Origin of the sequence: Blastococcus sp. DSM 46786 (assembly GCF_900109665.1) — a bacterium.
Lineage (GTDB): Bacteria > Actinomycetota > Actinomycetes > Mycobacteriales > Geodermatophilaceae > Blastococcus > Blastococcus carthaginiensis.
In genome coordinates, this window is the sequence record NZ_FOAO01000001.1 from 297,738 (window position 1) to 313,803 (window position 16,066).

General features: G+C 74.7%; 16 protein-coding genes. 3 read left to right on the forward strand and 13 right to left on the reverse strand.

All coding sequences use genetic code 11. The features are described 5' to 3' along the window. Nucleotides 1-13 precede the first annotated feature (13 nt). The 3 genes from BMW62_RS01395 to hisC all read right to left on the reverse strand — a co-directional run bounded on the left by BMW62_RS01395 (nt 14) and on the right by hisC (nt 2,795). Nucleotides 14-580, reverse strand: a complete 567-nt coding sequence (locus tag BMW62_RS01395) for a 2'-5' RNA ligase family protein (protein WP_091929027.1) — start codon at nt 578-580, stop codon at nt 14-16. Beyond that, entirely contained in the window at nt 577-1,602 is a 1,026-nt protein-coding gene (trpS, locus tag BMW62_RS01400) for a tryptophan--tRNA ligase (RefSeq protein WP_091929028.1), read from the reverse strand. The genes BMW62_RS01395 and trpS overlap by 4 nt, the downstream gene beginning before the upstream one ends. 83 nt (nt 1,603-1,685) lie before the next feature. Next, on the reverse strand, nt 1,686-2,795 hold the full coding sequence (gene hisC, locus BMW62_RS01405) for a histidinol-phosphate transaminase (protein WP_091929029.1): 1,110 nt from the start codon (nt 2,793-2,795) through the stop codon (nt 1,686-1,688). Between the two features lie 45 nt (nt 2,796-2,840). Between hisC and galE the strand changes: the two genes are divergently transcribed. Beyond that, a complete protein-coding gene (gene galE / locus BMW62_RS01410) occupies nt 2,841-3,800 on the forward strand; it encodes a UDP-glucose 4-epimerase GalE (RefSeq protein WP_091929030.1) in 960 nt (319 codons plus the stop codon). Between the two features lie 176 nt (nt 3,801-3,976). On the opposite strand, the gene BMW62_RS01415 is transcribed toward galE, so the two are convergent. Further along, the gene (locus BMW62_RS01415; RefSeq protein ID WP_091929031.1) at nt 3,977-5,305 is read right to left on the reverse strand and encodes a hemolysin family protein; all 1,329 of its coding nucleotides are present in this window, start codon (nt 5,303-5,305) and stop codon (nt 3,977-3,979) included. Nucleotides 5,306-5,483: 178 nt separating this feature from the next. On the opposite strand from BMW62_RS01415, the gene BMW62_RS23375 reads away from it, so the two are divergent. Next, entirely contained in the window at nt 5,484-6,395 is a 912-nt protein-coding gene (locus BMW62_RS23375; RefSeq protein WP_280138592.1) for a CAP domain-containing protein, read from the forward strand. A 68-nt stretch (nt 6,396-6,463) separates the two neighbouring features. On the opposite strand, the gene BMW62_RS01425 is transcribed toward BMW62_RS23375, so the two are convergent. The 5 genes from BMW62_RS01425 to BMW62_RS01445 all read right to left on the reverse strand — a co-directional run bounded on the left by BMW62_RS01425 (nt 6,464) and on the right by BMW62_RS01445 (nt 11,021). Continuing rightward, on the reverse strand, nt 6,464-7,363 hold the full coding sequence (locus BMW62_RS01425; protein WP_139206158.1) for a PDDEXK family nuclease: 900 nt from the start codon (nt 7,361-7,363) through the stop codon (nt 6,464-6,466). A 184-nt stretch (nt 7,364-7,547) separates the two neighbouring features. Next, nucleotides 7,548-8,762, reverse strand: a complete 1,215-nt coding sequence (locus tag BMW62_RS01430; RefSeq protein ID WP_091929033.1) for an NADP-dependent isocitrate dehydrogenase — start codon at nt 8,760-8,762, stop codon at nt 7,548-7,550. Between the two features lie 85 nt (nt 8,763-8,847). Next, nucleotides 8,848-9,801: a malate dehydrogenase gene (gene mdh, locus BMW62_RS01435; protein ID WP_091929034.1), complete on the reverse strand. Its 954-nt coding sequence runs from the start codon at nt 9,799-9,801 to the stop codon at nt 8,848-8,850. Nucleotides 9,802-9,849: 48 nt separating this feature from the next. Further along, nucleotides 9,850-10,149: a DUF3017 domain-containing protein gene (locus BMW62_RS01440; RefSeq protein ID WP_091929035.1), complete on the reverse strand. Its 300-nt coding sequence runs from the start codon at nt 10,147-10,149 to the stop codon at nt 9,850-9,852. Nucleotides 10,150-10,151: 2 nt separating this feature from the next. Continuing rightward, the gene (locus BMW62_RS01445; RefSeq protein WP_091929036.1) at nt 10,152-11,021 is read right to left on the reverse strand and encodes a bifunctional methylenetetrahydrofolate dehydrogenase/methenyltetrahydrofolate cyclohydrolase; all 870 of its coding nucleotides are present in this window, start codon (nt 11,019-11,021) and stop codon (nt 10,152-10,154) included. Nucleotides 11,022-11,118: 97 nt separating this feature from the next. Between BMW62_RS01445 and BMW62_RS01450 the strand changes: the two genes are divergently transcribed. Next, nucleotides 11,119-11,634 carry a hypothetical protein gene (locus tag BMW62_RS01450; protein WP_091929037.1) on the forward strand — a complete coding sequence of 172 codons (516 nt, stop codon included), beginning with the start codon at nt 11,119-11,121 and terminating at the stop codon, nt 11,632-11,634. Between the two features lie 195 nt (nt 11,635-11,829). Here the strand turns inward: BMW62_RS01450 and BMW62_RS01455 are convergent, their stop codons facing one another. From BMW62_RS01455 to BMW62_RS01470, 4 genes are all read right to left on the reverse strand, one after another. Next, the gene (locus tag BMW62_RS01455; RefSeq protein ID WP_244523769.1) at nt 11,830-12,441 is read right to left on the reverse strand and encodes a pentapeptide repeat-containing protein; all 612 of its coding nucleotides are present in this window, start codon (nt 12,439-12,441) and stop codon (nt 11,830-11,832) included. 81 nt (nt 12,442-12,522) lie between these two features. Further along, nucleotides 12,523-14,073, reverse strand: a complete 1,551-nt coding sequence (gene purH / locus BMW62_RS01460) for a bifunctional phosphoribosylaminoimidazolecarboxamide formyltransferase/IMP cyclohydrolase (RefSeq protein WP_091929039.1) — start codon at nt 14,071-14,073, stop codon at nt 12,523-12,525. Further along, a complete protein-coding gene (gene purN, locus BMW62_RS01465) occupies nt 14,073-14,696 on the reverse strand; it encodes a phosphoribosylglycinamide formyltransferase (protein WP_091929040.1) in 624 nt (207 codons plus the stop codon). Before purN ends, purH begins: the two co-directional genes overlap by 1 nt. A 90-nt stretch (nt 14,697-14,786) precedes the next feature. Next, on the reverse strand, nt 14,787-15,983 hold the full coding sequence (locus BMW62_RS01470) for a cell division protein PerM (protein ID WP_091929041.1): 1,197 nt from the start codon (nt 15,981-15,983) through the stop codon (nt 14,787-14,789). Nucleotides 15,984-16,066: the final 83 nt, after the last annotated feature.

A 16,066-nucleotide genomic window follows, 5' to 3' on the forward strand; every position in this document is an offset into this window, starting at 1 on the left:
GCGCAGCGTCCGCTCAGCGCTCCGGGCCGGTCAGCGGGTACTCGCGGGCGATCTCCCAGACACCGGCCGCCGTCTGCTCGAACTCGGTGAAGTGCTCCACCCGGAACTCGGCGGAGAGGTCCTGCAGCCCGCAGTAGGCCAGGTCGAGCATGTCGCCCGGCACGTCGTGCGCGACGGTCACGTGCGGGTGGTACGGGAAGGACAGCGAGCGGTCGAGGGGGCCCTGGCGGACGTCGTGGGCCAGCAGCTCGCAGTTGCCGATCCCCCGCGCCACGGCCACGAAGACGACGTCGGAGACCGGCGTGAACGTGCCGGTGCCCGCGAGGTGCATGTCGAACGGCGGGTGCGCGGCGGCGACGCCGGCCAGGTGCGCGGTGATGGCGTCACGGTCGGCGACCGGCACCTCCGTCGGCGGGAGCAGCGTCACGTGCGGGGGCACCAGCGTCGCCTGCGGGTCGCCGACCTTGCACCGCCAGTCGACGAGCAGGGCCGCCCACGGCTCGGGGATGGGCACGATCACCCCGAGCAGCGCCGTCTCCGGCGGCGTGCCCAGCCGGCCGACGAAGGTGTCGTCGTTCATGCCGCCGGCCCCGCGGGTGGGAGGAAACCGACCCGCTCGTAGACCGCGGCGAGCGTGCGGCCGGCCACCTCGCGGGCCCGCGCCGCACCCCCGGCGAGCAGGCGCTCGAGTTCGGCGGGGTCGGCCAGCAGCTCGGTGGTGCGCTGCTGCACCGGGGCGAGGGCCTCGGTGACGACCTCGGCGAGCTCCTTCTTCAGGTCGCCGTACCCGCGACCGGCGAAGTGCTCCTCGAGCTGGGCGGTGCTCTGCCCCGAGAAGGCGGAGTGGATGGTGAGCAGGTTGGTGACGCCCGGCTTGCCCTCGGGGTCCGCGACGACCTCCCGCCCGGTGTCGGTGACGGCGGAGCGGATCTTCTTCGCGGTCACCTTCGGGTCGTCCAGGAGGTTGACGCAGCCCGCCGGCGGCAGGCTCTTGCTCATCTTCTTGTCCGGCGACTGGAGGTCGAGGATCTTCGCGGCTCCGGCCGGGATGTAGGCCTCGGGGACGGTGAAGGTCTCGCCGTAGCGGCCGTTGAAGCGCCCGGCCAGGTCGCGGGTGAGCTCCAGGTGCTGCCGCTGGTCCTCCCCGACCGGCACCCGGTGCGCCTGGTACAGCAGGATGTCCGCCGCCTGCAGCACCGGGTAGGTGAACAGCCCCACGGACGTCGGGCCGGCACCCTCGCGGGTGCTCTTGTCCTTGAACTGGGTCATCCGGCTGGCTTCCCCGAAGCCGGTGAGGCACTGCAGCACCCAGGCCAGCTGGGCGTGCTCGGGCACCTGGCTCTGCACGAACAGGGTGCTGCGGGCGGGGTCCACGCCCAGGGCGATCAGCTGCGCGGCCGACACGAGGGTGCGCTGCCGCAGCACGGCGGGGTCGGGCTGCTCGAGGGTGATCGCGTGCAGGTCGACGACGCAGTAGAAGGCGTCGTGGTCCTCCTGCATGCTCACCCACTGCCGGAGGGCGCCGACGTAGTTGCCGAGGTGGAAGGAGTCCGCGGTCGGCTGGATGCCGGACAGCACTCGGGGAGGAGCCACGTCGGCCATCAAACCAGCCGGGAGCGGCGTCCGTTCCGGGCTCCCCCGTCCCACCGCGGCCCCGGCCGCCGAGGTCACCCGGTCGGGGCTGGTCAGCGGACCGCGGCGCCCAGCGCGTCGTCGAGCGCGGCCAGGAAGACGTCGTCCTCCTCGGGCGTGCCCACGGTGACCCGGATGCCCTCCCCGGCGAAGGGCCGGGTGATGACCGCGCGGGACTCCAGCGCGGCGGCCAGCTCCGCCGTCCGCTCCCCCGTCGGCAGCCAGACGAAGTTGGCCTGGCTGTCCGCGACCTCCAGGCCCCGGTCGCGCAGCGCGGCGGTCAGTCGCTCGCGCTCGGTGACGACGGCGGCGCACCGGGCCCGCACCTCGTCCTCGCTGGCCAGCGCCGCGACCGCCGCCGCCTGGGCGACCATGCCGACGCTGAACGGCAGGTGGGTCTTGCGCACCGCCTCGGCGACGGCCGGGTCCTCGGCCAGGAGGTAGCCGACGCGCAGCCCGGCCAGCCCCCACGCCTTGGAGAACGTGCGCAGCACGGCCACGTTGGACCGGCCGCGCATCAGCTCCACGCCGTCGGGCACCCGTGGATCGGTGACGAACTCGCGGTAGGCCTCGTCGAGGACGACCAGCGTCTCGGCGGGCACCGCGTCGAGGAAGCGCTCCAGCTCCGCGCGGTGCACGGCGGTGCCGGTGGGGTTGTTCGGGTTGCAGACGAAGACCAGGCGGGTGCTGTCGTCCAGCGCCGCGGCCAGCGCCGCCAGGTCGTGGGTGTCGGCGGACCCGCCGGGGCGGCCGGGGGTCAGCGGCACCTGCACCGCCCGGGCACCGGCGACGCGGGCCAGCAGCGGGTACATCTCGAACGAGCGCCAGGCGAAGGCGATGCTCGTGCCGGGGTCGTTGTAGGCCTGCGCGAGCTCCTGGCAGATGGCCACCGCGCCGCACCCGGTGGCGACCTGCGCGGGGTCGACGTCGTAGCGCTCGGCCAGCGCACCGGTGAGGACGACGGCGCCGTTGTCGGGGTACCGGTTGGTGCCGGCGACCGCGGTGGTCACCGCCTCGACGACGGCGGGCAGCGGCGGGAACGCCACCTCGTTGCTGGCCAGCTTCACCGCCCGCTCGACGCCGATCTCGCGGGCGAGGTCGGCCGGGTTGCGACCGGGCCGGTACGCGGGGAGCGACTGCACCGCCGGTCGGGCACTGACCACCAGATCCTCCACCTCCCGCGGGCCCGCCCTTCTAGGGTGTGCCCCATGCGCGTACTCGTCGCCGGCGGCGCCGGCTACATCGGCAGCGTAGTGACCGCGGCTCTGCTCGCCGGGGGGCACGAGGTCACCGTCCTCGACGACCTCTCCACCGGGCACGCGGACGCCGTCCCCGAGGGGGCGGCGCTGGCGGAGGTGTCGCTGCACGCCTCCGCGCCCGTGCTGGCCGAGGTCCGCCCCGAGGCGGTGCTGCACTTCGCGGCCAAGTCGCTGGTCGGCGTCTCCCAGCAGCAGCCCGAGGACTACTGGCACACCAACGTCGGCGGCTCCTTCGCGCTGCTGGAGGCGATGCGGGCGGCCGGCTGCCGGCGGATCGTCTTCTCCTCCACCGCCGCCACCTACGGCGAGCCCGACCAGGTGCCGATCCGCGAGGACGCGCCGACCCGGCCGACCAACACCTACGGGGCCTCCAAGCTCGCCGTCGACCACATGCTGACCTCCTACGCCGTCGCGCACGGCTTCGCCGCGGTGAGCCTGCGGTACTTCAACGTCGCGGGCGCCGCGTACGGGCTGGGCGAGCGGCACGCCACGGAGACCCATCTGATCCCCCTCGCCCTGCAGGTCGCCTCCGGGCAGCGCGACTCCCTCACCGTCTACGGCCAGGACTACCCGACGCCCGACGGCACCTGCATCCGCGACTACGTGCACGTCGAGGACCTCTCCGACGCGCACCTGCTCGCCCTTCCCGCCCCGGCGGCCGGCGAGCACCGCGTCTACAACCTCGGCAACGGCACCGGCTTCTCGGTGCAGCAGGTCGTCGAGGCGGCCCGCGAGGTGACCGGCCACCCGATCCCGGTGACGATCGGCGAGCGGCGAGCCGGCGACCCGGCCCAGCTGGTCGCCTCCAGCGACCGGATCCGCGCCGACCTGGGCTGGACGCCGAAGCACACCGACCTGGTCGGCATCGTCCGCGACGCCTGGGACGTCGCCGAGGCGCGCCGCGGCTAGTGCCGCGGCCGTCAACGTGCGCCTGCCTGGCGGCTGTCTTCCCGAGACCGCCGCTGATGGCGACGGAGTGCGCAGATGGTCAGTTCTCGGCACGGGAATCGCGCGTCTGCGCACACTGTCCTGACGCGAAGCGCTAGCCGGCCCAGCTCGAACCAGTCGAAGGTTGCGCGCCGCGGCTAGCTCGTCGCGGTCGCATCCGGGGCGTCCTCGGGCTCCTCGGACGCCGGCGGCGGGCCGACGCGCAGGCGGGCGATCCGCCGGCCGTCGAGCTCCAGCACCTCGATGCGCCGCCCCTCGACCTCCACGGCGTCCCCGACGTCGGGCAGCCGGCCGAGCTCGGCGAGGACGAACCCGGCGGCCGTCTCGTACGGCCCCTCGGGGAGCCGCAGGCTCGTCGCGTCGGCGAAGTCGTCGAGGTTGAGCAGGCCGTCGACGTCGCGCGGTGCGTCCGGCGCCGGCCGGTCCTCGGGCGCGACCTCCTCGTCGTACTCGTCGTAGATCTCGCCGATGACCTCCTCGATGAGGTCCTCGAGCGTGACGATGCCGTCGGTCCCGCCGTACTCGTCGACGACGATCGCCAGGTGCTGGTTGTCCCGGCGCATCTCGCTGAGCACCGTCAGGACCGCGGCGGTGCCGGGCAGCCGGGTGACCTCGCGGGCGAGGTCGCCGACGGTCGCCGCCCGCCCCGCCGGGTGGGTGGGCAGGAACAGGTCGCGCACGTGCACGAAGCCGACGACGTCGTCCTGGTCTCGGCCGACCACGGGGAAGCGCGACCAGTTCGACTCCGCGACCAGCTTCGCCGCGCGGCTCGCGGTCGTCGAGGCCTCGAGGAACTGGACCTCGGTGCGGGGCGTCATGACCTCGCGCACCTCGCGCTCGCCCGCGCGGAAGACCTCGTCGATGAGCCGGCGCTCGTCGCTGCTGAGCGACTCGTGCGCGGCCACGAGGTCGCGGAGCTCCTCCTGGCTGATCGACTCACCGCTGGCCTTCGGGTCGCCGCCGACCAGCCGCACGAGACCATTGGTCGACTTCGACAGCAACCAGATGATCGGCCGCGACGCCTTGGCGATGGCGTTGAGCGGGGCGGCCACCATGAGCGAGAAGCCCTCGGCCCGCTGCAGCGCCAGCCGCTTCGGCGTGAGCTCGCCGACGACGAGGGACACGTAGCTGATCGCGACGGTGACCAGGACCAGCGCCAGGGTGCCGGCGAGCCCCTCCCCGAGGCCGCGGGTCTCCAGCCAGTCGGCCAGGGGGGCCGACAGCGTGCTCGCACCGAAGGCCGCGGAGAAGAACCCGGCCAGGGTGACGCCGACCTGCACGGCGGCGAGGAACTGGTTGGGGTCCTTGAGCAGCTTCTGCACCGCCTGCCCGCGGCGCCCCTGCTCGGCCATGGCGCGCACCTGTCCCTCGCGCAGCGAGACCAGGGCGATCTCGGCGCCGGCGAAGGCACCGCCGACCAGCACGAAGACGACGACCATGACGATGTTGAGCCATACGTCGCTCACCGGCGGCGTGCTCCTCGGGGTTCGGGGTGGGGCGGACCGTTCCATGGTGCCGGGTCCATGCTGCCCGCGCGCTGGTCCGCGCACGCCCGGGGGGCTCTGCCGGATGGGGTGACCGTACCCACGGCGCCGGTCTTCCCCGGCAGCGTGCACACGGATAGTCTTCCTCCGATAACGGATCGTGATCTTTCTGAGGAACCGCATGCACCACCGGCCGTCCGGTCCCCCGCCCCGCGCCCACCGCCGCACCGCCGCCCGGGATGACGCGCCCTGCTCGCCGCGCCGGTTCCCCAGGGTCGGCCTCGCGGTCGCGCTGACGTTCGCGGCCACCGCCGTCGTGCTCACCGCCCCGGTGGTCTCGGGGCCGGAGGTGCCGGGCCCGCTCGACGCGTCGTCCTCCGCCGGGTCCGCTCCCGACTCCTCCACCTCGGTGTTCCCCGGCGCGGTGCCCGCGGCGCCCGCGGCACCGGCCCACACCTCCGCCGTGCCGGACGCCGGTGCGGAGCAGCCCGCGGCGGCCGTGCCCGAGCCGGCACCGGGCCCCGCCGAGGCCCCCGCCCCCGCCGAGACCCCCGGCGCCGGGGGGACACCGCCGCCTCCGCCGCCGTCCGGCCGGCCACCCGCCCCCGCCGCCCCGCCGGCACCCGGCCCGACCAGCCACGTCCCGGCCCCCGCTGCCGCGGCGCCTGCACCACCCCCGCCGGCACCCGCCGCACCGGCCGCGACGGGCGTCGAGGGCGAGGTCCTGGCCCTGGTCAACGCCCAGCGCGCCCAGGCCGGGTGCGGCCCGGTCGCGGCCGACGCCGGGCTCGCCGCGGTCGCCCGGGCGCACAGCGCCGGCATGCGCGACCGCGGCTTCTTCGACCACGTGGACCCCGACGGGCTCGGTCCGTTCGACCGCGCCGACCGGGCGGGCGTCTCGGCCCGGGCGGAGAACATCGCCCGCGGCCAGGCCGACGCGGCCGCCGTCATGACCTCCTGGATGAACAGCCCCGGCCACCGGGCCAACATCCTGGACTGCGGCCTGACCCGGCTCGGCGTCGGCGTGGCGACCGGCTCCGGCGGCCCCTGGTGGACCCAGCTCTTCGGCTGAGCCGCCTCCCGCGCTGGGTCCGACTCCCGCGCTGACGAGATGCGTCATGACGGGCCTACGGGCGCCGGTCAGCCCCCGATCCGGCGTCTCTCGGCAGCGACTACGAGCGATCGCAGCTGTGCGAGCAACCCCTCGGGCCGCTGGAGGTCCGCGGCCGTCACGTGCAGCACCGTCCACCCCGCCGCCACCAGCCGGTTGAGCCTTCGGCGGTCGCGGCGCAGTTGGGCAGGTGCGCCGTGCCAGGCGCCGTCGTACTCGATCGCGATGCGGAGCTCCGGGAAGGCCAGGTCGACCCGGGCGACGAAACCGTCGGCGTCCCGGACGACGTGCTGCGGCACCGCCGGCAACCCGGCAAGCGCGAGGACCACGCGCAGCCGTGACTCCTGCGGCGACTCCGCTCGCGGGTCGACCAGCGACACAGCCCGGCGGCAGCGGTGCGCGCCTCTCACACCGTGCAGCCCGGCGGCCGCCCCCGCCAGCGGCACCAGCCCCACGACTCGCGCAGCGACGAGCGCATCGAGCGCCGGGACGGCATCGAGCAGCGGTTCGACCCGGGCGATGTCCACGGCCGTGCGCAGGCCGGTCGTGAACCGGAAAGGGCCGCTCTGCGTCAGGTCGGAGGGCTCGATCGCCGCTCGCCGGACGACCAGACCAGCCGCGGCGGCGGCGCGCGATGACGTCGGCACGACCAACTCCACGGGGCTGTCCGCATCGACCACGCCCGTCACGCCGTGCAGGTAGGCAGCCGTGCGGCCGCAGAAGACCGCGCAGGACGGCGCGAGCAGCCGAGCACCGCGCACCCGCAGCCCGAACGACTCCGGCAGCCTGGCATCGGCGTAGACACCGTGGAACAGCCGCCGCCACGCAGAGCTGCGCAGCTCGTCCCGGGTCAGCACGCCGTCGGCGACGACGTCACGCCCGCGGAACACGGCACCCTGCAGGACCTCCGGACGACGAGCTCTGGGCACGTCGGGAGCCTGCCCTGAAGGGCTGCGCGCGGTCGGCTCTGTCCACAGGCCGGACGAGATGCGCTGGATCGGGCATCCACGCTCTCTGCAGGCCCCGATCTGACGCATCTCGCGACCGGCCCGCGACGCGCAGCGGCCCCCGCACCCGAAGCGGGTGCGGGGGCCGCTGTGCGTCAGGGAGACCTCAGGCCATGGCCTTCTTGAGGTTGCTGTCGATGGCCGCCAGGAAGTCCTGGGTGGTCAGCCACGGCTGGTCCTTGCTGATCAGCAGCGCGAGGTCCTTGGTCATCTGACCGCCCTCGACGGTGTCGATGCAGACCTTCTCCAGCGTCTCCGCGAAGCGGGTCACCTCGGGGGTGCCGTCCAGCTTGCCGCGGTGGGCCAGGCCCCGGGTCCAGGCGAAGATCGACGCGATCGGGTTGGTCGACGTCTCCTTGCCCTGCTGGTGCTGGCGGAAGTGACGGGTCACCGTGCCGTGGGCGGCCTCGGCCTCGACCGTGCGGCCGTCGGGGCTCATCAGCACCGACGTCATCAGGCCCAGCGAGCCGAAGCCCTGCGCCACGGTGTCGGACTGCACGTCGCCGTCGTAGTTCTTGCAGGCCCAGACGTAGCCGCCCTCCCACTTGAGCGAGGCGGCGACCATGTCGTCGATCAGCCGGTGCTCGTAGGTGATGCCGGCCGCGTCGAACTTCTCCTTGAACTCGGCCTGGAAGACCTCCTCGAACAGGTCCTTGAACCGGCCGTCGTAGGCCTTGAGGATCGTGTTCTTGGTCGAGAGGTAGACCGGGTACTGCCGCTGCAGGCCGTAGTTCATCGAGGCGCGCGCGAAGTCGCGGATCGAGTCGTCGAGGTTGTACATCGCCATCGCGACGCCGCCGCCGGGCGACTGGAAGACCTCGTGCTCGATCGGCGCGGAGCCGTCGGCCGGCTGGAAGGTGATCGTCAGCGTGCCCTCGCCGGGGAACTTGAAGTCGGTGGCGCGGTACTGGTCACCGAAGGCGTGGCGGCCGACGACGATCGGCTTGGTCCAGCCCGGCACCAGCCGCGGCACGTTCTCCATGATGATCGGCTCGCGGAAGATGACGCCGCCGAGGATGTTGCGGATCGTGCCGTTGGGCGAGCGGTACATGCGCTTGAGGCCGAACTCCTCGACCCGCGCCTCGTCCGGCGTGATCGTCGCGCACTTGACCCCGACGCCGTGCTTCTTGATGGCGTTCGCGGAGTCGACGGTGATCTGGTCGTCGGTCGCGTCCCGCGCCTCGATGCCCAGGTCGTAGTACTCCAGGTTGACGTCGAGGTACGGGAGGATCAGCTGGTCCTTGATGAACTGCCAGATGATCCGGGTCATCTCGTCGCCGTCGAGCTCGACGACGGTGCCCTCGACCTTGATCTTGCTCACGCGTTCTCCTTGTGCGGTCACGGCCCCGTCCCGAGGCTCGCCCCGAGCTTGCGAGGGGTGAGGAGGACGGGGTCCTTCTACTTCTTCAGAGGTCGGCTACGTCGGCCTGCTTCGCGCGCACTGCCTCGGCGGCCTCGCGCAGACCCGCCACTTCGCTCTCCGCCAGGTCGCTCTCTACGACCCGCCGGACGCCTTCCCGGCCGATCTCGGCCTCCACCCCCAGGTACACCCCGGAGATGCCGTACTCGCCGTCGACCCAGGCGCACACCGGCATGACGGTGCCGGAGTCCTCCATGACCGCGCGGGCCATGCGGGCGGCAGCGGCGGAGGGAGCGTAGTAGGCCGACCCGGTCTTCAGCAGGGCCACCACCTCCGCGCCGCCGTTGCGGGTGCGCTGGACGAGGTGCTCGACGCGGTCGGGGGCCATCACCTCGGACAGCGGCTTGCCGTCGACCGTGCACCGGGACGGCACCGGGACCATGGTGTCGCCGTGCGAGCCCAGCGTCAGGGTGCGCACCGAGGAGACCGGGACACCCAGCTCCTCGGCGACGTTGTCGGTGAAGCGCGCGGTGTCGAGCATCCCGGCCTGTCCCATGACCCGCTGCTTCGGGAAGCCGCTGGCCAGCTGCGCCAGCGCGGTCATCTCGTCGAGCGGGTTGGAGACGACGATGACGACGGCGTCGGGCGAGGTGCGCGCGATGTTCTCCGCCACCTGCCGGACGATGCCGGCGTTGGTCTCGATCAGGTCCATGCGGCTCATGCCGGGCTTGCGCGGCAGGCCGGCGGTGACCACGACGACGTCGGAGCCCTCGGTGCCCTCGTAGGAGCCGCCGCCGATGCCGACGACCTCCGTCTCGAAGCCCTCGATCGGCCGGGACTGGTTCATGTCCAGCGCCAGCCCCTCGGGCTTGCCCTCCACGATGTCGGTGAGGACGACGGTCTCGAAGACGTCGTACTCGGCCAGGCGGAGTGCGGTGGTGGAGCCGTAGAAACCGGCACCGACCACGGTGACCTTGCCGTTCCTGGGCTGCTTCGCCATGGTCGCCAACCTAGCCCTGCCCGGCGTGCCGCGCCGCCCCGGGTGCGCTCACGTCGCCGGGATGGCCAGCGCGACGGCGGCGAGGGTGATCCCCGCCCCGGCGAGCAGGACGACGTCGACCGCGCGGCTGCGGACGGCGAGGAAGCCGACCCGCCGCACCGGCAGCAGCAGCCGCAGCAGCGCGGCGCCCACCAGCGACGTCCCGAGAACCACCAGGCCCCAGCGCCAGTGCTCGAAGGTGACGAGCAGCAGCCCGATCGCCACCACGACCAGCACCGCCAGCAGCGGCAGCTGCCGCAGGAGCCCGGCGAGGAAGGGCCGGCGGACGTAGAGCGGCGGGCGGCTCACGGTCAGGCCGAGAGGGCCTCGAGCGCGGCGGCCCGCTCGGCGGCGAGCACCACGTTCTGCAGCAGCATCGCCCGCGTCATCGGCCCCACCCCGCCGGGGTTGGGCGCCACGTGGCCGGCGACGTCGACGACGTCCTTGGCGACGTCCCCGGCGATCTTCCCGTCGACCCGGCTCACGCCCACGTCCAGGACGGCGGCGCCGGGCTTGACCATGCCGGCGGTGATCAGCCCGGGTACCCCGGCGGCGGCGACCACGACGTCCGCCGAGCGCACGTGGGCCGCGAGGTCGCGGGTGCCGGTGTGGCAGAGGGTCACCGTCGCGTTCTCGGTCCGCCGGGTGAGCAGCAGGCCCAGCGGCCGGCCGACCGTGATGCCGCGGCCGATGACGACCACCTCGGCGCCGGCGATCGGCACCCCGTAGCGGCGCAGCAGCTCCACGATGCCCACCGGCGTGCACGGCAGCGGCCCGGGCACGTTGAGGACGAGGCGGCCGAGGTTGACCGGGTGCAGGCCGTCGGCGTCCTTGGCCGGGTCCATGGCCTCCAGGACCCGGCTCTCCTCGATGCCCGCCGGCAGCGGCAGCTGCACGATGTAGCCGGTGCAGTCGGGGTCGGCGTTGAGCTCGGCCACGATGGCCAGCACGTCGGCCTCGGTGGCGGTGGCCGGCAGCTCGCGCTGGATGCTGGCGATGCCCACCTCGGCGCAGTCCGAGTGCTTGGCGTTGACGTACCACCGGCTGCCGGGGTCGTCCCCCACCAGCAGGGTGCCGAGACCGGGCCGGTGACCGGCCGCGGCGAGAGCTGCCACGCGTTCGGTCAGCTCGGCGCGGATCGCCGCAGCGGTGGCCTTGCCGTCCAGGATCGTCGCGGGCACGCCGACAGTCTGCCCGAACGGGTCCCGCCGGTGTCGGCGCGGCCCTAGGGTCGAAGACCACGGGGCGCCCGGCCCCGGCGATCCGCGGAGGTGCGCGATGAGCGACCACACCCCGGCCGGCGCATCCGCGTCGTCCGGCACCGGCCCGGCGGCGACCGACCCCGCGTACTCCGACCGCCCGGTGGCCTTCCGCGGACCGGAGAGCCTGGGCGGGCTGCTGCTCATCCTCGCGGGGATCGCCGCCGCCGTCAGCCTGCCGCTGGACTGGCTGCGCGACCGCGACGGCAGCGGCTGGGCGCTGGTGCGCGACGCGTTCGACGACCTCGGGCAGGTGCTCGACGACGGCGGGTGGCAGCCGCTGGCCATCGTGCTCGGCGGCGGCGTGCTGCTCCTCCTCGGCATCGCGCTGTGGCTGCCCGCCCGCAGCCACCGGTTCGTGGGGCTGCTGGCGCTGGTGGTCAGCGGCGTCGTCACGGCCGCGGTGCTCGTGCCGCTGGTCGACGCCGGCTGGGACCTCGGCTTCTTCGGCCCCGGTTTCTGGTGCGGGATCGCCGTCGCCGTCCTCGGCCTGCTCGGCGCGCTCAAGGCCGTGCTGACCGGCCCGCGGTACTGAGCACGTCGTCATCCTCCGGATGACACCGCCATGACATCGCGGTCCTCCGGACCGCACCGCGATGACACCGCGGTCCTCCGGACCGCACCGCGGCCACGAGCCGTCCCCCTGCTGCGCGGAGCCGTTGCCCGTGTCCCGGTCGGGAACCCTCCGGGCCCCGCGACCGGTCCACACCTGCCGGTGTTCGCGATCTCCTCAGTCGGCCACGACGGCGCCGTGGGCGTGGGCGAACTGCACCGCCTGCGCGGCGTCGATCCGGACGTCGGTCAGCTCGAAGGAGCGCCAGTTCACCTCGTCGGTGGAGGCGCCGCGCAGATCGGCCCCCCGCAGCTTGGCGTTCTGCAGCCGCGCACGGTCCAGGTCGGCCGAGCTGAGGTCGGTGCCGCGCAGGTCGGCGTCGGTGAGGTCGGCCTCCCGGAACCGCTGCCCGGCGAGCTGCAGCGCCGAGAGGTCGACCCCGCGCAGCGACGTCCACGACCAGTCGCAGTCGACGGCCGTGAGCGGCCGCAGCTGCGCGCCGAGGAACTGCGACCCGGTGAGCTTGCAGCCGTCGAGGGTGGTGTCGAACAGCCGCGCCCGGTCGAAGCGGCAGGAGAGGAACGCCGTCCCGAGGTGCCGCGAACCGCCCATGCGCACCCCGGTGAGCACGCACTCCTCGAACACGCACCGGCGGGTGACCAGCTCCTCGAGGCCGGCGTCGTCGAAGCGGCACCGGGTGAAGGTGACGCCGTCGAGCTCCACGCCCCACCAGTCCACCCGGGCGAAATCGGCCCCGACCACGTGCGCCCCCGGCTCCGGTGGGCGCACGTGCGGGCGCGACGAGAACGTCCGCGGCCCCGTGTGGGGACCCGCGCCGAGCCTGCGAGGTGTGGGGGGCACGGGGTCCTTTCAGTGGGCGAAGTGCCGGGTGCCGGTCAGGTAGAGCGGCACACCCGCGGCGGCCGCCGCGGCCACGACCTCCTCGTCGCGCACCGACCCGCCGGGCTGGACGACGGCGCGCACGCCGGCGTCGAGCAGCACCTGGAGCCCGTCGGCGAAGGGGAAGAACGCGTCGGAGGCGGCGACCGCCCCGGCGGCCCGCTCCCCCGCCCGCGCGACCGCGAGCCGCGCCGAGTCGACCCGGTTGACCTGCCCCATGCCGACGCCGACGGTGGCCCGGTCGTGGGCCAGCAGGATCGCGTTGCTCTTCACCGCGCGCACCGCCCGCCAGGCGAAGACGAGGTCGTCGAGGCCCGCGGCGTCCAGCGGCTCACCGGTGGCGAGGGTCCAGGTGGTGGGGTCGTCGCCGGTGGCGTCGATGCGGTCCCGCGTCTGCAGCAGCAGCCCGCCGCTGATCGGGCGCTGCTCCACGCCGGTCTCCGGCAGGTGCGGCAGCCGCAGCAGCCGGATGTTCTTCTTCCCCGTCAGCACGGCGACCGCGTCGTCGGTGAAGCCGGGGGCCACCACCACCTCGGTGAACACCTCGGCCACCTGCTCGGCCATGGTCAGGTCGACCTCGCGGTTGGTCGCGATGACGCCGCCGAACGCCGACACCGGGTCGCAGGCGTGCGCCTTGCGGTGGGCCGCGGCGACGTCCGCGCCGACGGCGATGCCGCACGGGTTGGCGTGCTTGATGATCGCCACGCACGGCTCGTCGTGGTCGTGCGCGGCCCGCCAGGCGGCGTCGGTGTCGACGTAGTTGTTGTAGGACATCTGCTTGCCGTGCAGCTGCTCGGCGTGCGCGAGGCCCGGCCGGTCGGAGCGGTACAGCGCGGCCGCCTGGTGCGGGTTCTCCCCGTAGCGGAGGACGTCGGCCCGCTCCCAGGTCCCCCCGGCCCAGGCGGGGAAGCCGCTCTCGTCGTCGGGGGCGAGCACGCTGCCCATCCACGAGGCGACGGCGACGTCGTAGGAGGCGGTGTGCCGGAACGCGGCGGCGGCCAGCCGCTGCCGCTCGGCCAGGGTGAACCCGCCGGCGGTCACCGCGGCGAGGACGTCGTCGTACCGGGCCGGGTCGACGACGACGGCGACCGACGGGTGGTTCTTGGCCGCGGCGCGCACCATCGCCGGGCCGCCGATGTCGATCTGCTCCACGCACTCGTCGGAGGCGGCGCCGGAGGCGACGGTCTCGGTGAAGGGGTAGAGGTTGACGACCACCAGGTCGAACGGGGCGATGCCGAGCTCCGCGAGCTGTGCGACGTGCTCGTCCTTGCGCCGGTCGGCCAGGATGCCCGCGTGCACGGCCGGGTGCAGCGTCTTGACCCGGCCGTCCAGGCACTCGGGGAAGCCGGTGACCTGCTCGACGGGCGTGACCGGCACGCCGGCGTCGGCGATCCGGCGCGCGGTGGCACCGGTGCTGACCAGCTCCACGCCGGCGGCGGCCAGCCCGCGGGCCAGCTCCTCGACGCCGGACTTGTCGTAGACGCCCAGCAGGGCGCGGCGGATCGGGGTGCGGTCGCTCATCAGGTGCTCTTCCTCGTCCGGGGCGGGGTGGTCGGGGGTGCGGCGGCGAACGCCGCCACCGTCTCCACCAGGAGCTGGCGCTCCACGTGCTTGATCCGTTCGTGCAGCGTCGCCTCGTCGTCCCCGGGCAGCACGGGCACCTCGCGCTGCGCGAGCACCGGGCCGGTGTCGACGCCGGCGTCGACCAGGTGCACGGTGGAGCCGGTCACCGTCGCGCCGGCCGCCAGGGCGTCGCGGACCGCGTGCGCGCCGGGGAACGCCGGGAGCAGCGCCGGGTGGGTGTTGAGCAGCCGGCCCTCGAACGCGTCCAGCACCGCCGGCCCGACGATCTTCATGAAGCCGGCCGAGACGACGAGGCCGGGGGCGAACGCGGCGATCCGGTCGGCCAGCGCGCGGTCCCAGGCCGCCCGGTCGGGGTGGTCGCCGAGCGCGCAGACGAACGTGGGGAGCCCGCGCCGGCGGGCGTGCTCGAGCCCCGGGGCCTGGCGGTCGGCGCCGACGGCGACCACCTCGGCCGGGTACCCGCGGTCGTCGGCAGCCTCGAGGAGGGCGGCGCACAGCGACCCGGTTCCCGACAGCAGGACGACGGTCCTCGCCCGGGCGGCAGGCTCGGCGGCGGGCACGGTGCCGACCCTATAAGGACCCCCGCGCTCGGCCCCCGCGCAGGGGCCCGCCGCGAGCGTGCGAGCGGTGGGGGGCGAGGGGGTCCTCTTTCAGCCCAGCGCCCGCCACCGGGTGGTGGCGGCGGCCAGCGCCGCGGCGATCGCCGCCTGCGCCGCGAACGCGATGCCGGTGGCCACCGGTGGGGCGCCGACCTGGGCCAGCGCTCCGTCGCCGAGGGCACCTCCCGCGGCCCAGGCGAGCAGCCCGGCGAGCAGGCCGAGCAGCGCCCCGGCCAGCACCCCCGCGAGCCCGGCGACGACCGAGCCGCCGTCCCGGTCGGTGAACCACCGGCCCACGGTCACGCCGGCCACCAGCCCGGCCACGGCGGGGACGACCTGCGAGACGAAGGCGACCAGCGGCACCGCCTGCGTGTCCGGCAGCGCCGCGAGCAGCGGCAGCGCCGGCACGCTGCCGAGGGTGACGCCGTGCACCGACACCAGCGTGCCGGTGCCCACGGAGAAGCCCGGGCCGGCGGCCAGCCCGAGCACCGCGACCGCCGCATTGGGCAGGTAGAGCGCGCTGAGGCCGAGCAGCCCGAGGGCGCCCGCCCCCGCCCCGCCGAGTGCGCCCGACAGCGCCGCGTACCCCGAGGCGTCGCCGGCCAGGGCCACCGCGACGACGACGAAGGCCAGGGCCAGCGCGGTCAGCAGCCCGGCGAGGACCCCGCGGAGCACCGGGCGGGCGGCGCCGGGCAGCCGGTCCAACGCGGCGTCGGCGAACCCGGACTCGCGGCCGGCGCCCCACCCCACGGCGAGCAGCACCAGGCCGGCGGGGACCAGCAGCGTGCGCGGCCAGCCGGTGCCCGCCGTCACGTCGTCGACCAGGAGGGCCAGCAGCCAGGTGAGCGCCAGGTGCACGACCACGACGGTGGCCCCCGCGCGCAGCACGACCCCGCCCGGTGCCCCGTCGTCCAGGACCCGGACGGCGACCCGCCCGGCCCACGACAGACCGCGGGCCGCGAGCAGGGTCAGCAGCAGCGGAGCCAGCGCCAGGGAGCCCGAGGCCGGCCGGAGCTCGGCCCCGTGCGCGAGCAGCCACAGCCGGGTGCCCAGGGCCGCCGAGCTCCCGGCCGACATGCCGCCGCCCGGGTCGAGGGTCTGCACGACCACCAGCGCCAGCCACAGGCCGGCGAGGCCGGCCACGGTGACGGCGGCCGCGGCGAGGGCCGCCAGGACGGCGGGCGGTGCGGATCGGGCCGCCGGCCCGTCGTCCCGCCGGAAGGGCAGGCGTGCGAGCAGCGGGACCACCTCCCCACTGTCCCAAGCCGGCGCGGCCGATGTCCGGCGCACGCGCCGGAGCGGTCCGTCCTGGAGCAGCCGCGCCGGGACGC

Coding starts and splice junctions, on each gene's coding strand:
- trpS (WP_091929028.1), bottom strand. CDS start 1,602: ATGGCCGACGTGGCTCCTCCCCGAGTGCTGTCCGGCATCCAGCCGACC.
- galE (WP_091929030.1), top strand. CDS start 2,841: ATGCGCGTACTCGTCGCCGGCGGCGCCGGCTACATCGGCAGCGTAGTG.
- BMW62_RS01395 (WP_091929027.1), bottom strand. CDS start 580: ATGAACGACGACACCTTCGTCGGCCGGCTGGGCACGCCGCCGGAGACG.
- BMW62_RS01450 (WP_091929037.1), top strand. CDS start 11,119: ATGAGCGACCACACCCCGGCCGGCGCATCCGCGTCGTCCGGCACCGGC.
- mdh (WP_091929034.1), bottom strand. CDS start 9,801: ATGGCGAAGCAGCCCAGGAACGGCAAGGTCACCGTGGTCGGTGCCGGT.
- purH (WP_091929039.1), bottom strand. CDS start 14,073: ATGAGCGACCGCACCCCGATCCGCCGCGCCCTGCTGGGCGTCTACGAC.